General features: G+C 62.1%; 20 protein-coding genes. 11 read left to right on the top strand and 9 right to left on the bottom strand.

Annotated elements, in window-relative coordinates; translation table 11 throughout:
- Window positions 1-3 precede the first annotated feature (3 nt).
- From HBH1_RS04345 to bfr, 4 genes are all read left to right on the top strand, one after another.
- Window positions 4-702 (top strand): energy transducer TonB, encoded by a 699-nt coding sequence (locus HBH1_RS04345; protein ID WP_102661718.1) that lies wholly within the window; start codon window positions 4-6, stop codon window positions 700-702.
- A 121-nt stretch (window positions 703-823) separates the two neighbouring features.
- Window positions 824-1,555 (top strand): MotA/TolQ/ExbB proton channel family protein, encoded by a 732-nt coding sequence (locus HBH1_RS04340; RefSeq protein ID WP_039874140.1) that lies wholly within the window; start codon window positions 824-826, stop codon window positions 1,553-1,555.
- Entirely contained in the window at window positions 1,555-1,971 is a 417-nt protein-coding gene (locus HBH1_RS04335) for an ExbD/TolR family protein (protein ID WP_006461717.1), read from the top strand. The genes HBH1_RS04340 and HBH1_RS04335 overlap by 1 nt, the downstream gene beginning before the upstream one ends.
- 269 nt (window positions 1,972-2,240) lie before the next feature.
- On the top strand, window positions 2,241-2,720 hold the full coding sequence (bfr, locus tag HBH1_RS04330) for a bacterioferritin (protein ID WP_006461718.1): 480 nt from the start codon (window positions 2,241-2,243) through the stop codon (window positions 2,718-2,720).
- 101 nt (window positions 2,721-2,821) lie between these two features.
- Here bfr and HBH1_RS04325 read toward each other — a convergent pair whose 3' ends face one another.
- Window positions 2,822-3,436: a glutathione S-transferase family protein gene (locus tag HBH1_RS04325; RefSeq protein WP_102661717.1), complete on the bottom strand. Its 615-nt coding sequence runs from the start codon at window positions 3,434-3,436 to the stop codon at window positions 2,822-2,824.
- A 233-nt stretch (window positions 3,437-3,669) separates the two neighbouring features.
- Here HBH1_RS04325 and purB point away from each other — a divergent pair, with 233 nt between their 5' ends.
- The 6 genes from purB to HBH1_RS04290 all read left to right on the top strand — a co-directional run bounded on the left by purB (window position 3,670) and on the right by HBH1_RS04290 (window position 9,309).
- Window positions 3,670-5,037 (top strand): adenylosuccinate lyase, encoded by a 1,368-nt coding sequence (gene purB, locus HBH1_RS04320; RefSeq protein WP_102661716.1) that lies wholly within the window; start codon window positions 3,670-3,672, stop codon window positions 5,035-5,037.
- A gap of 353 nt (window positions 5,038-5,390) precedes the next feature.
- Window positions 5,391-5,915, top strand: a complete 525-nt coding sequence (locus HBH1_RS04310; protein WP_006461723.1) for a cytochrome b — start codon at window positions 5,391-5,393, stop codon at window positions 5,913-5,915.
- A gap of 52 nt (window positions 5,916-5,967) precedes the next feature.
- Complete coding sequence (locus HBH1_RS04305) at window positions 5,968-6,531, top strand: YceI family protein (RefSeq protein WP_102661714.1); 564 nt, start codon at window positions 5,968-5,970, stop codon at window positions 6,529-6,531.
- Window positions 6,532-6,624: 93 nt separating this feature from the next.
- Window positions 6,625-7,197: a YceI family protein gene (locus HBH1_RS04300; RefSeq protein ID WP_102661713.1), complete on the top strand. Its 573-nt coding sequence runs from the start codon at window positions 6,625-6,627 to the stop codon at window positions 7,195-7,197.
- Between the two features lie 213 nt (window positions 7,198-7,410).
- Window positions 7,411-8,046: a pyridoxamine 5'-phosphate oxidase gene (gene pdxH / locus HBH1_RS04295; protein ID WP_102661712.1), complete on the top strand. Its 636-nt coding sequence runs from the start codon at window positions 7,411-7,413 to the stop codon at window positions 8,044-8,046.
- A 57-nt stretch (window positions 8,047-8,103) separates the two neighbouring features.
- A complete protein-coding gene (locus HBH1_RS04290) occupies window positions 8,104-9,309 on the top strand; it encodes an SAM-dependent methyltransferase (protein ID WP_077237398.1) in 1,206 nt (401 codons plus the stop codon).
- A gap of 95 nt (window positions 9,310-9,404) precedes the next feature.
- Here the strand turns inward: HBH1_RS04290 and msrA are convergent, their stop codons facing one another.
- Window positions 9,405-9,938: a peptide-methionine (S)-S-oxide reductase MsrA gene (gene msrA, locus HBH1_RS04285; protein WP_102661711.1), complete on the bottom strand. Its 534-nt coding sequence runs from the start codon at window positions 9,936-9,938 to the stop codon at window positions 9,405-9,407.
- Window positions 9,939-10,141: 203 nt separating this feature from the next.
- Here msrA and HBH1_RS04280 point away from each other — a divergent pair, with 203 nt between their 5' ends.
- Complete coding sequence (locus tag HBH1_RS04280; protein ID WP_102661710.1) at window positions 10,142-10,651, top strand: flavin reductase family protein; 510 nt, start codon at window positions 10,142-10,144, stop codon at window positions 10,649-10,651.
- A 61-nt stretch (window positions 10,652-10,712) separates the two neighbouring features.
- On the opposite strand, the gene HBH1_RS04275 is transcribed toward HBH1_RS04280, so the two are convergent.
- The 7 genes from HBH1_RS04275 to pyk form a co-directional block, all read right to left on the bottom strand.
- Complete coding sequence (locus tag HBH1_RS04275; RefSeq protein WP_102661709.1) at window positions 10,713-11,450, bottom strand: OmpW/AlkL family protein; 738 nt, start codon at window positions 11,448-11,450, stop codon at window positions 10,713-10,715.
- Between the two features lie 371 nt (window positions 11,451-11,821).
- Window positions 11,822-12,874, bottom strand: coding sequence for an L-threonylcarbamoyladenylate synthase (locus tag HBH1_RS04270; protein ID WP_102661708.1), 1,053 nt, complete (start codon window positions 12,872-12,874; stop codon window positions 11,822-11,824).
- A gap of 16 nt (window positions 12,875-12,890) precedes the next feature.
- Window positions 12,891-14,096 carry a 5-(carboxyamino)imidazole ribonucleotide synthase gene (locus HBH1_RS04265; RefSeq protein WP_102661707.1) on the bottom strand — a complete coding sequence of 402 codons (1,206 nt, stop codon included), beginning with the start codon at window positions 14,094-14,096 and terminating at the stop codon, window positions 12,891-12,893.
- Entirely contained in the window at window positions 14,093-14,590 is a 498-nt protein-coding gene (gene purE, locus HBH1_RS04260; RefSeq protein ID WP_077237402.1) for a 5-(carboxyamino)imidazole ribonucleotide mutase, read from the bottom strand. The genes HBH1_RS04265 and purE overlap by 4 nt, the downstream gene beginning before the upstream one ends.
- Before the next feature lie 4 nt (window positions 14,591-14,594).
- On the bottom strand, window positions 14,595-15,491 hold the full coding sequence (locus HBH1_RS04255; protein ID WP_102661706.1) for a phosphoribosylaminoimidazolesuccinocarboxamide synthase: 897 nt from the start codon (window positions 15,489-15,491) through the stop codon (window positions 14,595-14,597).
- 97 nt (window positions 15,492-15,588) lie between these two features.
- Window positions 15,589-16,653 (bottom strand): class II fructose-bisphosphate aldolase, encoded by a 1,065-nt coding sequence (gene fba, locus HBH1_RS04250; RefSeq protein ID WP_006461735.1) that lies wholly within the window; start codon window positions 16,651-16,653, stop codon window positions 15,589-15,591.
- A 26-nt stretch (window positions 16,654-16,679) separates the two neighbouring features.
- Complete coding sequence (gene pyk, locus HBH1_RS04245; RefSeq protein WP_006461736.1) at window positions 16,680-18,113, bottom strand: pyruvate kinase; 1,434 nt, start codon at window positions 18,111-18,113, stop codon at window positions 16,680-16,682.
- Window positions 18,114-18,224: the final 111 nt, after the last annotated feature.

Raw genomic sequence — 18,224 nt, 5'->3', positions numbered from 1 at the left:
TCAATGAACGCCATTTCACCGTCTCTCATGAGTGTCAGCCCACCCAGCGCCCTGTTGCGCCAGGCACGCAAGATCGGCCCGCTGGGGCTGATCATCCTGTTGCACATCGCTTTCTTCTGGGCGCTGCAAAGCGGCCTGGTCAAGCAGGCCGTCAATGCCGTCCCCAAGGAAGTCATCGCCACCTTCATCGTGCCGGAAAAGGCGCCTGAACCGGCACCTCCCAAGGCCGAGCCGGCCCCGCCCAAGGAGGTGAAGATCGTCAAGAAGGTGGTGGCGCCGCCCAAGCCTATCCCGGTGACGGAAACCCCGACCCCGACCAGCATCACCGCACCACCGCAACCGCCGCAGCCGGCCACGCCTGCGCCACAGGCAGCCGCCGAGCCGACCCCGGCACCGGCCGCACCACCGGGTCCGGTTCTGCCCAAGCAGATCACGTCCGGCATCGAATACATCGAGAAACCGAATCCGAGCTACCCCAGCGTCTCGCGTCGCATGGGTGAAGAAGGCGTGGTCGAGTTCCGCGTCACCGTCAACACCAGCGGACGCGCGGAAAAGGTGGAGATCACCAAGTCTTCCGGCTATTCCCGCCTGGACGATGCCGCGCGTACGGCCATCATGCGTGCCGTGTTCAAGCCCTACATCGAGAATGGCAAGGCCATCACCGTCAGCACGGTCGGCAGCCTGGCGTTCCGCCTGAACTGAGACCGCTGAGTCCGGACCACGCAGCACTGGACAGCATCGACAGCATTTTGCCGGGCCTGGCCCGGCATCGTATTCGTTTCATCATCCCCTCATCTGATAGACACAAATAGAAGGAAATATCATGGAAGTTAGTCCCTACGGATTGGAAAGCCTCTGGGCGCAAGGCGATTTCGTGACCAAGGGCGTCGCCGTCCTGTTGCTGGCGATGTCGATCGCATCGTGGTACGTGATCATTACCAAGGCGCTGCAGCTGCTGCGTTTCCGCAAGGCCTCGGCGGCCGCTGGCCACCAGTTCTGGGATACCACCAGCCTGCCTGAAGGCGTGGCCACCCTGGGTCAGGAAAATCCCTTCGCCGATGTCGCCCGCGCCGGCGTCACCGCGATGAGCCACCACACCGCCCACAAGGGCCACCTGCATGACCAGCTGTCGGTGAGCGACTGGGTCACCCTGTCGCTGCGCCAGGCCATCGACGAAGCCTCCGGCAAGCTGCAGACCGGCATGGCCGTGTTGGCTTCGGTCGGTTCCACCGCTCCGTTCGTGGGTCTGTTCGGTACCGTCTGGGGCATCTATCACGCGCTGGTGTCCATTGGCACCACCGGCCAGGCCAGCATCGACAAGGTCGCCGGCCCCGTGGGCGAAGCTCTGATCATGACCGCACTCGGCCTGGCCGTGGCCATTCCCGCCACCTTTGGCTACAACGCCCTGGTACGCGGCAACAAGACCACCATCGCCAAGCTCAACAAGTTCGGCTTCGACCTGCATGCCCTGTTCGTCACCGGCGCACGCGCCGCCGATGAAGACGGCCAGCCCAATGGTGGCAAGGCCAAGCTGACCGCCGTCGGGAGGGCATGATGGCAATGGGTTCCCTGTCCGATTCGGACGACGACTTCAATCCGGAGATCAACACCACCCCGCTGGTGGACGTGATGCTGGTGCTGCTGATCATCTTCATCATCACCATCCCGGTGATGAACCATGCGGTCAAGATCGACCTGCCCAAGGCCAGCAGCCAGCCTGACCAGGTCAAGCCGGAAAGCATCAACCTGTCCATCGACGCGACCGGCAACGTCTTCTGGAACGAAGAAAAGATCGACAGCAGCGAACTGGGTGCGCGCATTGCCGTGGCGGCCCAGAAGCAACCGCAGCCCGAACTGCACCTGCGCGCCGAGCGCACCACCCAGTACGAAAAGGTGGCGCAGGTCATGGCGGCCGCGCAATCGGGCGGCCTCGCCAAGATCGGTTTCGTGACGGATCCCGAGAAGAAATAAGCCTCGAAACAAGCCGCGACGCGACCACCTGCCGGTCGCCCGATGCCCATCCCAAGGGATGGCCGGAAAAACCTCCCTCGCCCGCCGACGGAGGTTTTTTTTGTTTTCATTCACTCAAGGCAACAAAGGCAAGAATGATTCGCGCTAATTAATGATGAAGATTGGAAACGCCTGCGCTATGATCCGTCCGTCAACGCCGTGGCCAGGCAGCCATCCGCCCCCCAGCAAACGCGGCTCCCCCTTCAATCCCCCATTTTTTCGAGGTGCCCATGAAAGGCGATCCCGCAGTCATCAAGTTGCTCAATGCCCAGCTGACCAACGAACTTACCGCCATCAACCAGTATTTCCTGCATGCCCGCATGTACAAGCACTGGGGTCTGGACAAGATCGGCGCCAAGGAATACGCCGAATCCATCGGCGAAATGAAGCATGCCGACAAGCTGATCGACCGCATCCTGATGCTGGACGGCCTGCCCAACCTGCAGGCGCTGCACAAGCTGATGATCGGTGAAAACACCAAGGAAATGATCGAATGCGACCTGAAGCTGGAACAGGCCGCCCACAAGACCGTCAAGGAAGGCATCGCCACCTGCGAACAGCATGGCGACTATGTCTCCCGTGAACTGTTCCAGATGATCCTGGACGACACCGAAGAACACATCGACTGGCTGGAAACCCAGCTGGACCTGATCGACAAGGTCGGCATCCAGAATTACCTGCAAAGCCAGATGTCGCCGGCCAGCGAATAAAGCTGCGCTGCCCAGGCAGACAAACAAAAAGCGCGCTCGGTTGAGCGCGCTTTTTTGTTGAGCTTGTTTTGTGGACCTTGTCCCCTGCAGCAGTGACAGCCTCAGAGGTGCGGCACCGTATCCTTGAACGACACCCGTTCCGACACCTTGTCGAACAGCCGTGCCAGTTGCGGATAGTCGTCGCGCCAGGTCTGATCCGGGAAGCGGAAGCTCAGCCAGCCCAGCGCACAGCACACCGCCACATCAGCCAGGGTGTAATGATTGCCCACGCAGAAAGGCTTTTCGCCCAGCCCCTCGGCCATTGCCTTGAGCGAAGCCTCGACCTTGCTCCACTGGCGCTTGATCCATTCCGGGCTCTGCTGCTTGGTCGGGCGCATGGTCTTTTCCAGGCGCACCAGCACGGCGGCATCCAGCAAGCCGTCCGCCAGCGCTTCCCAGCACTTGATCTCGGCGCGTTCGCGACCATTGGGGGGCAGCAGCTTGCCCACAGGGGTCAGGGTATCGAGATACTCGACGATCACGCGGGAGTCGAACATGGCGCCACCGTCATCCATCAGCAGGCAAGGCACCTTGCCCAGCGGATTGTTTTCTTGGATGGTGGTCGATGCGCTCCAGACATCTTCCAGGATGAATTCGTAATCGATCTTTTTTTCAGCCATCACGACGCGCACCTTGCGCACGAAGGGACTGGCATTGGAGCCGATGAGTTTTAGCATAGCAAGTGGTGTAATGATCTGAGTCGATTATAACATTCGCATTTCTTGGCAAAATCGTGAAGAGTAATGCCAGGAACGGAAAGCAACGGTCTGCCAATGGAGTGTGGTGGCCGGAAAACTGGGCTGGCCAGCGCGTGGATGGTAAAATGCCGGCCTCGGGCGATTCGGGTTTTTAGGCAAATGCCTCTGAAAACTCGCCAATCTTCAGTCAACGCATCTCATCCGTTTCCATCATGTCCCTCTCTGCTCTCTCGGCCCTGTCCCCGCTGGACGGCCGCTACGCCTCCAAGACCGATAAACTGCGTCCGCTGCTCTCCGAAGCGGGCTTCATGCACCATCGCGTGAAGGTCGAGATCGCCTGGCTGCAAGCCCTGTCCGAAGCCGGCTTTGCCGAGATCAAGCCGTTCTCGGCCGAGGCACGCGCCTTGCTGGACAAGCTGGCCGCCGACTTCACCGAGGCCGACGCCGCCCGCATCAAGGAAATCGAAGCCGTCACCAACCATGACGTGAAGGCGGTCGAATACTGGCTCAAGGAAAAGGTGAAGGATGTGCCGGAGCTGGTGGCCGCCTCCGAATTCATCCACTTCGCCTGCACCTCCGAAGACATCAACAACACCTCGCACGGCATGATGTTGAAGGCCGCCCGCGACACCGTCGTGCTGCCCTCGCTGCAAGCCGTGATCGCCCGCCTGACCGAACTGGCGCACGAGCACGCCGCCGTACCGATGCTCTCGCGTACCCACGGCCAGCCGGCCAGCCCCACCACCCTGGGCAAGGAAGTGGCCAACGTCGTGGCACGCCTGCAACGTGCGGCCAAGCGCATCGCCGCCGTCGAGATCCTGGGCAAGATGAATGGCGCCGTGGGCAACTACAACGCCCACCTCTCGGCCTACCCGCAGACCGACTGGGCCGCCTTCTCCAAGCAGGTGGTGGAGCAGCGCCTGGGCCTGGTCTTCAATCCCTACACCATCCAGATCGAGCCGCATGACTACATGGCCGAGCTGTTCGATGCCGTGGCCCGTACCAATACCATCCTGCTGGATCTGAACCGCGACATCTGGGGCTACATCTCCCTGGGCTACTTCAAGCAACGCACCAAGGCTGGCGAAATCGGTTCCTCGACCATGCCGCACAAGGTCAACCCGATCGACTTCGAGAACTCCGAAGGCAATCTGGGCATGGCCAACGCCGTGTTGAAGCACCTCGCCGAAAAGCTGCCGGTCTCGCGCTGGCAGCGCGACCTGACCGACTCCACCGTGCTGCGCAATATCGGTGTGGGCTTCGGTTACACCGTGCTGGCCTACGATAGCTGCCTGCGCGGCCTGAACAAGCTGGAAGTGAACCCGCAACGCCTGGCCGACGACCTCGACGCTACCTGGGAAGTGCTGGCCGAGCCGGTGCAGACCGTGATGCGTCGTTATGGCATCGAGAATCCGTATGAACAACTGAAGGAACTGACCCGCGGCAAGGGTATTTCCAAGGATGCGCTGCGTGACTTCATCAACAGCCTGGCCATCCCCCAGGAGGCCAAGGACCATCTGCTGGCCATGACCCCGGCCAACTACATCGGCACCGCCGTGGAACTGGCCAAGGCCATCTGATCCGGCCAGACCCGCTCGCCCCCTGTCGAAATGGCGCACAGCAATGTGCGCCATTTTTCATTTGCGCAGAGAATATACTGAAGAAAAATAGATTACTCGCAAAACCGGATGGCTGAAGTACCATTTCGACCAGTAATGCGAGTAGCCAAAGCTCTTTATACTCATCAGCGTCAAAAAGAGTGGCATCATCCCTTGCCGCCGGGAATGCAAGGCCTTGACGCCGCGCATCTCGTGAAGACTTCGCATTGAAGACTTCATGGCGAACACTTCCCCCGACGCAAGAACGAGTTGCCCGCCCTGCAGAACCATTGCAGAGCTAGCCGCTCCAACCGCCACCAACTTCTGCCTGCCCTATGGATCGCTACACCAAACCCGCCGTACTGCTGCACTGGCTGATTGCCCTGCTGATCATTTCCGCCTTCGGGCTGGGTCTGACCATGGTCGACATTCCCGGCCTGACGCCAACCAAGTTGAAGTATTTTTCCTGGCACAAGTGGCTGGGCGTGACCGTCCTGGCCCTGGTCTGCGTGCGCTTGCTGTGGCGCCTCACGCACAAGGCACCGGCCTACCCGCGCAACATGCCGCAATGGCAGCAATCGGCTGCCCATGGCCTGCACCTGGGCCTGTACGTGCTGATGTTTGCCATTCCTGTTTCCGGCTATCTCTACAGCCTGGCCGCCGGCGTGCCGGTGGTCTACCTGGGCGTGGTGCCGCTGCCGGTGCTGATCGCACCCAATCCCGAACTCAAGCCGCTGCTCAAGGCCACCCATTACTGGCTCAACATGACGCTGCTGGCGGCCTTCGCGCTGCACGTACTGGCCGCGCTGAAGCACCAGTTCATCGATCGTGACAATATCTTCAAGCGCATGCTGCCCTGAGCCAGCATTACCTGATTCTTCATATCTTGCTCGTTTTTACACGGAACCCGACATGACTCTCTCCCGCCTCCTTCGCCCCTCCCTGCTGGCCCTGGCTGCCGCTTCCTTCACATTGGCTGCACAAGCGGCTCCGTTAAAAGTGGATGCCGCCAAGAGCGCCGTAACCGCCACCTTCAAGCAGCTCAACGTCCCGGTGGACGCCAAGTTCAAGAAGTTCACCGCCACCATCGATTTCGATGCCGCCAAGCCGACCGAAGGCAAGGCTACGGTGGAGATCGACGTCGCCAGCTTCGACCTGGGCGAGCCTGAGTACAACAAGGAAGTGCTGAAGAAGGAATGGTTCAACGCCGCCCAGTTCCCCAAGGCCACTTTTGTCACCAGCAGCATCAAGCCGGCCGGCAGCGGCAAGTTTGACGTGGCCGGCAAGCTGACCATCAAGGGCAAGAGCACCGACGTCTCCTTCCCCCTGACCGTGAAGAAGGAGGGCAGCACCCAGGTCTTCGACGGCACCCTGCCCATCAAGCGCCTGACCTACAACATCGGCGAAGGCGAATGGAAGGACACCGGCATGGTGGCCGACGAAGTCACGATCAAGTTCCACATCGTCGCGCAGTAAGCCAACAATAAAACAGCAGTTCCGCGCCATGTCGCACCGCCTCGCGGCGGGCTTCCCCCAGCGGTTTTTTCTCTCAACAAGGAATCGAATCACATGAAACTGAACCACCTCCTGCTCGCCCTGGTCGCCGCCGGCGCCGCCGTGTCCGCCAACGCCGCCGACACCTACAGCATCGATCCCAGCCACACCTATCCCAGCTTCGAAGCTGACCACATGGGCGTGTCGATCTGGCGCGGCAAGTTCGACAAGACCAGCGGCACCGTCACCCTGGATCGCGCTGCCAAGACCGGTACCGTCGACATCATCGTGGACACCGCCTCCATCGACTTCGGCATGAGCAAGATGAACGATCACGCCAAGAGCGCCGAGATGTTCGACGTCGCCAAGTTCCCCACCGCCGAGTACAAGGGCACGATCAAGTTCAACGGCGACAAGCCGGCCACCGTGGAAGGCAACCTGACCCTGCATGGCGTCACCAAGCCGGTCACCCTGACCCTGAACAAGTTCACCTGCATCCAGCACCCGATGCTCAAGCGCGAAGTCTGCGGTGGCGACGCCTCGGCCACCTTCAACCGCGCCGACTTCGGCATCGACTACGGCGCCAAGTACGGCTTCTCCACCGAGACCAAGCTGGCCATCCAGGTCGAAGCGATCAAGACCAACTGATTCGCTTTTCCAGCGCAGAGGTGAAGCTCTGCAGCAGGAAGCAAGCAAAAGCCGATGCGATAATGCATCGGCTTTTTTGTTTGTGCGACTTGCTTGCGATCATGGAGCAATTTGCCGCAACGCCGCACAATGGCTCGCATTCGCCGTTTTGCTGCCCTGCAAAACTTTTTAAAACGCGCTAATCTAAGCGCCGTTCCCCAAGGAGCAAGTAGCATGTCGTTAGCAGACCTACGTAAAGACTACAGCCGCGCCAGCTTGTCCGAGCTCGATACCGCCGCCGACCCGATCGACCAGTTCGCGATCTGGTTCGATGAGGCGACCCGAGCGCAGATCCCCGAGCCCAACGCCATGAGCGTGGCCACGGTCGGGGCCGATGGACGCCCCTCGTCGCGCATCGTGCTGATCAAGCAGTTCGACCAGCAGGGCTTTACCTGGTTTACCAACTACGACAGCCGCAAGGGCGTCGACGTCGCCGCCCAGCCCTACGTGGCCTTGCTGTTCCACTGGGTAGAACTGGAACGCCAGGTTCGCATCGAAGGAAAGATCGAACGCGTTACCAAGGAAGAAAGTGACGCTTACTTCTACAGTCGCCCCCTGGGCAGCCAGCTCGGTGCGATTGCATCGCAGCAGAGCCGTACCGTGGCCGACCGCGAGACGCTGGAACAGCAATACGAAACAACCAAGCAGCAATTCGGGGAGCATCCATCCCGCCCGGAGCACTGGGGCGGCTACCGTGTCATTCCCGATCGCATCGAATTTTGGCAAGGCCGCCCCTCCCGCCTGCACGACCGCGTGCTCTACACGCGTGATGCCAACGGGCAATGGCAGCGGCAGCGCCTGCAGCCCTGAGGGAAGCAACACGCCTGGCAGGGCGCAAAGCATTCATCACTGACGCGGAGGAAAATCGTGTTTTGGGAAAAGAAGCTTGACGCCTGGGTGGAAAACATCCGCAACGTATCCGCCCTGCCCCTGCGGCTGGTGCTGTGGAACGGACAGCAGTACGACTTCGGCACCGGGGCGCCGGAAGTCACCTTGAAAGTCCCACATGCATCGGCCATCACCTCACTGTTGACGCCCTCCCTCTCCAACCTCGGCGAAGCCTACGTCGAGGGCAAGATCGAAGTCGAGGGCAAGGTCAAGAACATCATCAACGTGGCCAATGCCCTGGCCGCCAACACCCTCAAGGCCGAAGGCCGGCTGGGCCGCATGGTGCGCAGCGTGACGCACACCAAGAAGCGCGACGCCGAAGCCATCCAGTACCACTACGACGTTTCCAACGACTTCTACAAGCTGTTCCTCGACGAGAACATGGTCTACTCCTGCGCCTACTTCGAGAACGGCGACGAGGACCTGGGCAGCGCGCAGTTGAAGAAGATCGACCACATCCTGGAAAAGATCCAGCTCAAGCCCGGCCAGACCTTGCTCGACATCGGCTGCGGCTGGGGTGCGCTGGTGCTGCGGGCGGCGCAGAAGTACGGTGCCCGCTGTGTGGGGGTGACGCTGTCGAAGAACCAGTATGCGCTGGCGCGCGAACGGGTCGAAGCCGCCGGGCTCTCGGACCGCATCGACATCCGCCTGCAGGACTACCGCGATGTCACCGGCAGCTTCGATCGCATCACCTCGGTGGGCATGTTCGAGCACGTCGGCATCAAGAACCTGCCGGGCTACTTCGCCCAGATCCGCAAGTTGCTGGCCGATGGCGGCATGGCGATGAACCACGGCATCACCAGTACCGATATCGAAAATGGCGAGTCACCCTACGGTGCCGGCGAATTCATCGACAAGTACGTCTTCCCGGCCGGTGAGCTGCCGCATATCAGCACCGTGCTCAAGACCATGCAGGAGGGTGGGCTGGAAGCCTTCGACGTCGAAAACCTGCGGCGCCACTATGCCCGTACCTGCGGCATCTGGGCTGACAACTTCGAAGCCAATACCGAGGCCATCCACAAGGTCACCGACGAGAAGCATTACCGTATCTGGCGCGTCTACCTGGCCGGCAGCTCCTATGGCTTCGAACGCGACTGGATTTCGCTCTACCAGGTCATCTGCACCAAGGCCGGCAACAGCGCACAGACGCTGCCATGGTCACGCAAGTACATTTATCAAAAATAAGATTTCGCCGACACCATCAAGCAAGAACGGGCATGCCGCGGCATGCCCGTTCTGCATTCTGCCCCACGCATCGGGGCAGTACCTGTCGCCCCTCGCTATGCCGGCTTGCTCTTCTCGGCAAACACCTCGCGCAGCTTGGCCACCTTGGGCGCAACCACGAAGGCGCAATAGCCCTGGAACGGATGCTGCACGAAATAGTTCTGGTGGTAGTCCTCGGCCCGGTAATACGGCTGCGGCGCCGATAGCTCGGTCACGATCGGCGCATCCCACACCAGGGCCATCTCGGCGATGATGTGCTTGGCGACGTCATGCTGCACCTCGTCCTGGTAATAAACCACCGAACGGTACTGGGTACCGACGTCGTTCCCCTGGCGGTTCAGGGTGGTCGGATCGTGGATGGTGAAGAAGATCTCCAGGAGCTCGCGATAGCTGATCTGCTGCGGATCGAAGGCCAGCTTGACCACCTCCGCATGCCCGGTCTGCCCGCCGCACACCTGTTCATAACTGGGATCGACGACGCTGCCGCCGGTATAGCCGGACTCCACCGACTGCACGCCCCTGACCTGCTGGTAAACCGCTTCCAGACACCAGAAGCAGCCGCCGCCCAGTACTGCGATTTCCGTGGCCATGCTGTTCTCCCGTTGAGTTGCTTGTGATAAAACTTTACTCCAATTCAGCACTTCATGTATGGCTGACGTGAATGATTGTCAAGACTGCGCCGCAGCATGACGGCGGCAGAAGCAGGCCGTATCCGCTATCATGTGCACATCTGCGCCATGCCGGCTGACCGCAACGATGCGGCCCGGGCGCCCCGACCCAGACCATACTCCCGATGCACACACGTTTTCCCCGCGCCGACGCGCGTCAGTTCGACGCCGCGCATTTCCGCCAGGCCCTGTCCCAGTTCGCCACCGGTGTCACCGTCATCACCACCCGTCTGGCCGATGGCACGCTGCTGGGCCTGACCGCCAGTTCCTTCAATTCGGTCTCGCTGGACCCGCCGCTGGTGCTCTGGAGCCTGGGCACGCGCGCCAACAGCATGCCGGTCTTCTCCGGCAATTCGCATTACGTCATCAACATCCTCGGTGCCGAACAGGCGCATCTGGCGCAGCAGTTCGCCAGCAGGATGGAAGACCGCTTCGAGGGCGTGCCCTATACGCTTTCGCGTACCGGGCAGCCAGTGCTGGAGGGCGTATCGGCCTGGTTCGAATGCCACAACCGCAGCCAGTATCCGGAAGGTGACCACGTCATCTTCGTGGGCGAAGTCGAACATTGCGAAGTCCGGCCGCAATCGGCACTGGTCTTCCACAACGGCCGCTTCAGCAAGACCGAAGACGTCTGAACACCACAGTGATGGACGAAAAAAAAGCGCCCGAGGGCGCTTTTTTTTCGTCCGGGACCGCTTAGAACTTGTAGCCCACCGACAGGAAGGTCACGATCGGATCCAGCGTGATGGTGGTCTTGTAGCGCTGGGGACCCAGGGCCGCAGCGGCACCGGCCGGCTGTGCGGTGATGTCGGCATCGGTCTTGAGCGGAATGTAGGACACCGACAGGCTAGCCGACCAGCGGTCGTTGAAGGCGTAGGTGGCGCCGCCGGTCAGCACGGGCGACCAGGAGGAGCTCAGCGAGGCGCTGGCGGTACCACCGGTGTTCAGCGATGCCGAATTCTGGAAATTGCGCGACAGCGACACGTCCGAATACCACACATAGGTCACGCCGGCGCCCACGAAGGGACGGAAGGTGTCATTGGCAGCACCGAAGTAATACTTGGCGACGATGGCCGGGCTCCACTGCTTGGCCTTGCCCAGTTCGCCCAGGGCTTGCAGGTCACCGGTACCCTTGAGCTTGAACTCGGGCGGAATGCCCAGGTCGGCGGTCAGCGCGAAGTTGTCGGTGAAGAAGTGGGTGAAGGCGATCCCCACGGTATCGGCATTGCTGACCGAGGAGGTACGGTTGGGATAGCTGGCAGCGCCAGGACCGTTGAGCTTGGTCAGGCCGCCGCTGGAATCCTGCGGTGCCAGGTGGAACCAGCCCAGGTTGACCACGTTGCTGCCCGCAGTCTGTGCCATGGCCGGCGCAGCAAAGGCTGCCATCACGGACAACGCGGCGAGTTTGGGCAAGAAGGAAAATTGTTTTTGCATTGCTGTCTCCAAGAGTTTGCGGGCGTGGCCCGGATTTTTTATTCCCGACGGCTGGCGTCTGACGGGATTGTGTTCACGGCTGGTTACCGCTTTTCATTATTCAGCGTAAGTTCAGGTCACTGCGGATGACCCTGCTTTTACACTGATGAAACAAAAAGAACGCGCGTGCTATTCTTTGGAGATACTATGCCAGCTTTGTCATATTTTGTATAGAAGTTGTGAAGCGCCCATCCGACCCTGTAGGCTTTTGGCAACCGGCGACTGAGCTACTGACCGCAGAGTCAGTACCAGCGCGGCTGACAGCGGGGGTAACAGCGCGACAGCAGGCGTTCGGGAGAGCGAGAAAACAGGAAGGGGAAGACGGCCTCAGCTCAAGCGTTAAGCAGTCTTTCCAGCACGCCTTGCGAATCAAAGGCGGCACGGCGCAGCCTGTCGTTGACACCTTGCCACGCCGGCGTCGCCGGCAGTGACTCGACCACGATCAGGTCGGCACCGGTATGGTCCATGTCGCGCAGCGCAGCATAGAGATCGTGTGCATAGGCGTCGACCGACGCCGGCATCACGCGCACGACCGTCGCGCTCACCTTGCCTTCGTGCTGCCCACCGCCGATCAAGGCCACCTTCTTGCCGATGGCGGCCAGGCGCGCCAGCACGTCCTGCAGCCGGCCCGGCTCAACCTGCACCACCGGCGTATGCGGCGCATAGTGGGCGTCAAGCGTCCCGGAGGCACGTGGCGCGGTGACGTCGGGCGTGGCCAGCGGCACGCCCAGCACGGCGGCGATGCGGTCCGCGCTGATCTGGCCGGGGCGCAGTAGCACCGGGCCGTGGGTCTCCACCCGCGAGAGATCGACGATGGTCGACTCGATGCCGACTTCGCTCTGCCCACCATCAAGCACGTAATCCACCAGGCTGTCGGCATCGCTGCCAAATTCCTCGCGGACATGGTCAGCCGTGGTCGGGCTGACGTGGCCGAACTTGTTGGCGGAGGGGCCGGCGATACCGCCCTTGCCGCCACGGAATTCACGCAGCAGCGCCTGCGCCACCGGATGCGAAGGGCAACGCAGTCCCACCGAATCCTGGCCACCGGCCACGGCGTCGGGGATATGCGCAGCGCGCTTCAGGATCAGGGTCAGCGGACCGGGCCAGAACGAGGCGATCAGGCGTCTCGCTTCCACCGGGACCGATGCCGCCCAATAGCCGATGTCGGCCTCCGGCGAGACATGCACGATCACCGGATGATTGGCCGGTCGCCCCTTGGCCGCATAGATGGCAGCAATCGCCGCCGGGTTCTCGGCATCGCCGCCGAGACCATAGACAGTCTCGGTCGGGAACGCCACCAGCCCGCCCTGCTCCAGCTTGCGGGCGGCATGCATGACGGCGGCGGCATCGATATGCGGGGCCGGGGATGTGCTCTTGTCGTTCATCGCCTGATCCTGCCGCTTACAGTGGGATGCCCAGGATGCCGCAGGCCGCAGCCAGCTGCTGCTGCGCATCTTTCAGGGTGGCACCGGTGAAGGTGACATGACCCATCTTGCGACCGCGTCGCGCCTCGGCCTTGCCGTACAGGTGCAGGTGCGCACCGGGCAACGCCAGGACCTGGTCCCAGGCCGGTTCGCGCTGGCTGTCGCCATCGCCTTCATACCAGACGTCACCCAGGATGTTGAGCATGACCGAGGGCGAATGCTGGCGGGTATCGCCCAGCGGCAATTGGGCCATGGCGCGGGCCTGCTGTTCGAACTGGCTGGTGACGCAGGCATCGATGGTGTAGTGGCCGCTGTTGTGCGGACGCGGCGCCATTTCGTTGACCACCAGCGCGCCATCCTCCAGCACGAAGAATTCGATGCACAACACACCCACGTACTGCATCGCACCGATGATCTGCAAGGCTGCCTGCTGCGCGCGCTCGGCGGCATCCGGCTTGATGTTGGGACCGGGGACGGTGGTGGTGAAGAGGATGCCATCGCGATGCACGTTCTCGGCGATCGGATAGACCACGGCCTGGCCATCATGCCCCCGTGCCACCAGCACGGAAACTTCATAGGCCAGCGGCAGCATCTTTTCCAACACGCAGGTCACGCCCTGCATGGCGGCGAAGGCCGTGCGCACTTCTTCGACACTGCGCACGCGCACCTGCCCCTTGCCGTCATAGCCCATGCGGGCGGTCTTGAGGATGCCGGGCAGCAGGTTCGCGTCGAGACCGTCGATATCGGCCTCGGTATTGATCACCAGATGCGGGGCCGGCAACACGCCGGAACGCGATCCGCACTCGGTGAAGAAAGCCTTCTCGGCCGTGCGGTCCTGGGCGATCGACACGCCCGAGGCCGCCGGTGCCACGAAGGTCTGGGCCGCCAGCGTCGCCAGGCTCTTGGCCGAGACATTCTCGAATTCGGTGGTGACCGCAGCGCACAGCGCACCCAGCTCCGCCAGCGCCGGACCGTTGTCGTAGGCGGCGGTGATCAGACGGTCCGCCACCTGACCGGCCGGACAGTCGGCATCGGCTTCCAGCACGGCGACCTTGAAGCCCATGCTCTGCGCGGCATGCGCGAACATGCGCCCCAACTGGCCGCCTCCCATCACACCTAGCCAGGTGGCCGGGGTGGTCGAGGGAACGGCAGGGCTAAGCGAGGGTACGGACTGCTGGGTCATACAGGCAACTTCATATCGAGAGCGACTTGCGTCTGGGTCTTGCGGAAGGCTTCCAGCTTCTCAGCCAGCGCCGCATCAGTGGTGGCCAGCATGGCGATGGCAGACAGGGCCGCATTGGCAGCACCCGCTTCGCCGATGGCGTAGGTCGCCACCGGAATGCCCTTGGGCATCTGCACGATGGACAACAGCGAATCTTCGCCACGCAGATACTTGGACGGCACCGGCACGCCCAGCACCGGCACGATGGTCTTGGCGGCGATCATGCCCGGCAGGTGGGCAGCGCCACCGGCACCGGCGATGATGGCGCGCAGGCCGCGCGCGCGGGCGCTCTCGGCATAGGCAAACATCTGGTCCGGCATGCGGTGCGCGGAAATCACCTGCGCTTCGAACGGGACGCCGAAGTCCTTCAGGATGGCGACCGCATTCTGCATCACCTCCCAGTCCGAGGACGAACCCATGACCACACCCACCAGGGGCTTGACGGTATCGCTCATGATCTCAGTCCCTCAGCTTGTTGCCGGTCAGGCGTTCCAGCGCTTCGCGGTACTTGGCGCCGGTCTTCTCGATGACGTCGGCCGGCAGCGGCGGCGCCGGCGGGGTCTTTTGCCAGCCATCGACGGTTTCCAGGTAGTCACGCACGAACTGCTTGTCGAAGGACGGCGGCGAGATACCGACCTGGTAGCTGTCGGCCGGCCAGAAGCGCGAGGAGTCGGCGGTCAGCACTTCATCCATCAGGTGCAGCACGCCGTTGTCATCCAGGCCGAACTCGAACTTGGTGTCGGCGATGATGATGCCGCGGGTGGCGGCGTAGTCGGCGGCTTCCTTGTAGAGCTGGATGGCGACGTCGCGGATCTTGTGCGCCAGCTCGGTGCCGATGCGCTTCTCGGTTTCCTCGAAGCTGATGTTTTCGTCATGTTCGCCCAGGTCGGCCTTGGCGGCCGGGGTGAAGATCGGCTGTTCCAGCTTGGAGGCCTGTTGCAGGCCGGCCGGCAGCTGGATGCCGCAGATCGCGCCGGTGGCCTGGTAGTCCTTCCAGCCGGAGCCGATGATGTAGCCGCGCACCACGGCTTCCACCAGGATGGGCTTCAGGCGCTTGGCCACCACGGCGCGTCCGCGCACCTGTTCCACTTCGGCCGGGTTCACCACGGATTCCGGATCGACGCCGGTCAGGTGGTTGGGCACGATGTGGCCGAGTTTCTCGAACCAGAAATCGCTCATCTGGTTCAAGACCTTGCCCTTGCCCGGGATCGGTTCGTTCATGATGACATCGAAGGCCGACAGGCGATCGGTGGTCACGATCAACAGCTTGTCGTCGCCGACGGCGTAGTTTTCGCGGACCTTGCCGGTGCCCAGCAGAGGCAGGGAAGTGATCGAGGATTTGTACAGACTGCTCATGATGGTCTTTTCGTAAAGTCAAAAACCGGAACCGCCATGTTCAGGGCGATTCCGGTCGGTTAGTGCCGGCGCTTGATTGCTCAGCGCTGCTCAGCGCTTACTGGACGATCTGCGCCAGTTCGCCGCTCTTGTACTTCTCGGCGATCTTTTCCAGCGAGACCGGCTTGATCTTGCCAGCCTGGCCTTCGCAACCGAAGGACAGGAAGCGTGCCTTGCAGACCAGCTTGGCGGCTTCGCGAGCCGGCTTCAGGTAGTCGCGCGGGTCGAACTTGGACGGGTTCTCGAACAGGTAGCGACGGATCGCACCGGTCATGGCCAGACGGATGTCGGTGTCGATGTTGATCTTGCGCACGCCGTGCTTGATGCCTTCCTGAATCTCTTCGACCGGCACGCCATAGGTTTCCTTCATGTCGCCGCCGAATTCGCGGATCTCGGCCAGCAGTTCCTGCGGCACGGACGAGGAACCGTGCATCACCAGGTGGGTGTTGGGGATGCGGGCGTGGATTTCCTTGATGCGGTCGATGGCCAGGATGTCGCCGGTGGGCTTGCGCGAGAACTTGTAGGCACCGTGCGAAGTACCGATGGCAATGGCCAGCGCGTCGCACTGGGTGGCCTTGACGAAGTCGGCGGCCTGGTTGACGTCGGTCAGCAGCTGTTCGCGGGTCATGGTGCCGTCGGCGCCGTGGCCGTCTTCCTTGTCACCCTTCATGGTTTCCAGCGAACCCAGCACACCCAGTTCGGCTTCGACGGTCACGCCGATGGCGTGCGAGAACTCGACCACCTTGCGCGAGACTTCGACGTTGTACTCGTAGCTGGCCACCGTCTTGCCGTCGGCTTCCAGCGAGCCATCCATCATCACCGAAGAGAAACCGGACTTGATGGCGGCCATGCACACGGCCGGGGATTGGCCGTGATCCTGGTGCATCACCACGGGGATGTGCGGATAGGCTTCCACGGCCGCCGAGATCAGGTGGCGCAGGAAGGCTTCGCCAGCGTATTTGCGGGCACCGGCAGAGGCTTGCATGATCACGGGCGCGCCGACTTCATTGGCGGCTTCCATGATGGCAGTGACCTGCTCCAGGTTGTTGACGTTGAAGGCCGGCAGGCCGTAACCGTTTTCGGCGGCGTGGTCCAGCAGTTGACGCATGGATACGAGAGGCATGATGAAAACTCCAGAACGATGAAAAATCAGTACTCGCCAACGCGCAGAATCTTCAGCGCATTGGTGCCGCCGACCTGGCCGATGGGCTCGCCCCAGGTCACGACGATAAGATCACCCTTCTGCACCACGCCTTGCGCCAGCAGCAGATCCTGGGCGCCCTTCAACATGGCTTCGGTGTCGGGCGCCTGGGCCAGTTCCAGCGTATGCACGTTGCGGAACAGCGAGGCCTTGCGGCGCGTGGCGACATTGGGGGTGATCGCGAAGATCGGGATATCGATGTTGTGACGGCTCATCCACAGGGCAGTCGAACCGGATTCGGTGAGCGCTGCAATGGCCTTCACGCGCAGGTGGTGCGCGGTGAACAGTGCGCCATAGGCGATCGACTGGTCCACGCGGGTGAAGCGCAGGTTCAGGAAGTCCGCGTCCAGCTGCACGTTGTCGGAACGCTCGGCTTCCAGGCAGATCGCGTGCATGGCTTCCACGGTTTCCACCGGGTACTTGCCGGAGGCGGTCTCGGCCGAGGTCATCACGGCGTCCGTTCCATCCAGCACGGCGTTGGCGACGTCGGAGACTTCCGCGCGGGTCGGCACGGCATTGACGATCATGGACTCCATCATCTGGGTCGCGGTGATGGTCAGCTTGTTGGAGGCGCGCGCCATCTTGATCATGCGCTTCTGCAGGCCCGGCACGGCGGCATTGCCCACTTCCACGGCCAGGTCGCCACGGGCCACCATGATGCCGTCGGAGGCGTCCAGGATTTCCTGCAGCAGCGGGATCGCTTCGGCGCGTTCGATCTTGGCGATCATCATCGGCTTGTGGCCGAAGGGTTCGCCGGCCACATTGGACAGCTGGCGTGCCATCTCCATGTCGGTGGCGTTCTTGGGGAAGGACACGGCCACGTAGTCGGCCTGGAAGCTCATGGCGGTCTTGATGTCGTCCATGTCCTTGGCCGTCAGCGCGGGCGCAGACAGGCCGCCACCCTGGCGGTTGATGCCCTTGTTGTTGGACAGTTCGCCGCCGATCTTGACCACGGTATGGATCTCATTGCCCATCACGCGCTCGACCTTGAGCACGATCAGGCCATCGTTCAACAGCAGAACGTCATTGCCCTTGAGGTCACGCGGCAGTGCCTTGTAGTCCAGGCCCACGCGCTCCTGGTTGCCCATCTGGCAGTCGGAATCGAGGATGAACTTGTCGCCGTTGGCCAGCATGATCTTGCCATTCTCGAACTTGCCCACGCGGATCTTGGGACCCTGCAGGTCGGCCATGATGGCGACCTTCTTGCCGCATTCGTCGGCCACTTCACGCACCAGGGTGGCGCGGTCGATGTGATCCTGCGGCTTGCCGTGCGAGAAGTTCAGGCGCACCACATCCACGCCGGCGCGGATCATGCGGGTCAGGGTCTCGCGGTCGCTGGAAGCGGGGCCGATGGTGGCGACGATTTTTGTTGCTCTGGACATGAATACCTTCTGGTTGCGACTTGGTGATAGAAGCCCGCTGCCCGGCCCGATGCAGGGCCGATCAGGCGGATCGCTTCCGCCCCGGACGCGCGTCTCGGACGCGTCCTCGTT

The organism is Herbaspirillum sp. BH-1 (assembly GCF_002870055.1).
Taxonomy (GTDB): Bacteria; Pseudomonadota; Gammaproteobacteria; order Burkholderiales; family Burkholderiaceae_D; genus Herbaspirillum; species Herbaspirillum frisingense.
This window is presented reverse-complemented; position numbering and strand designations above follow the sequence as displayed.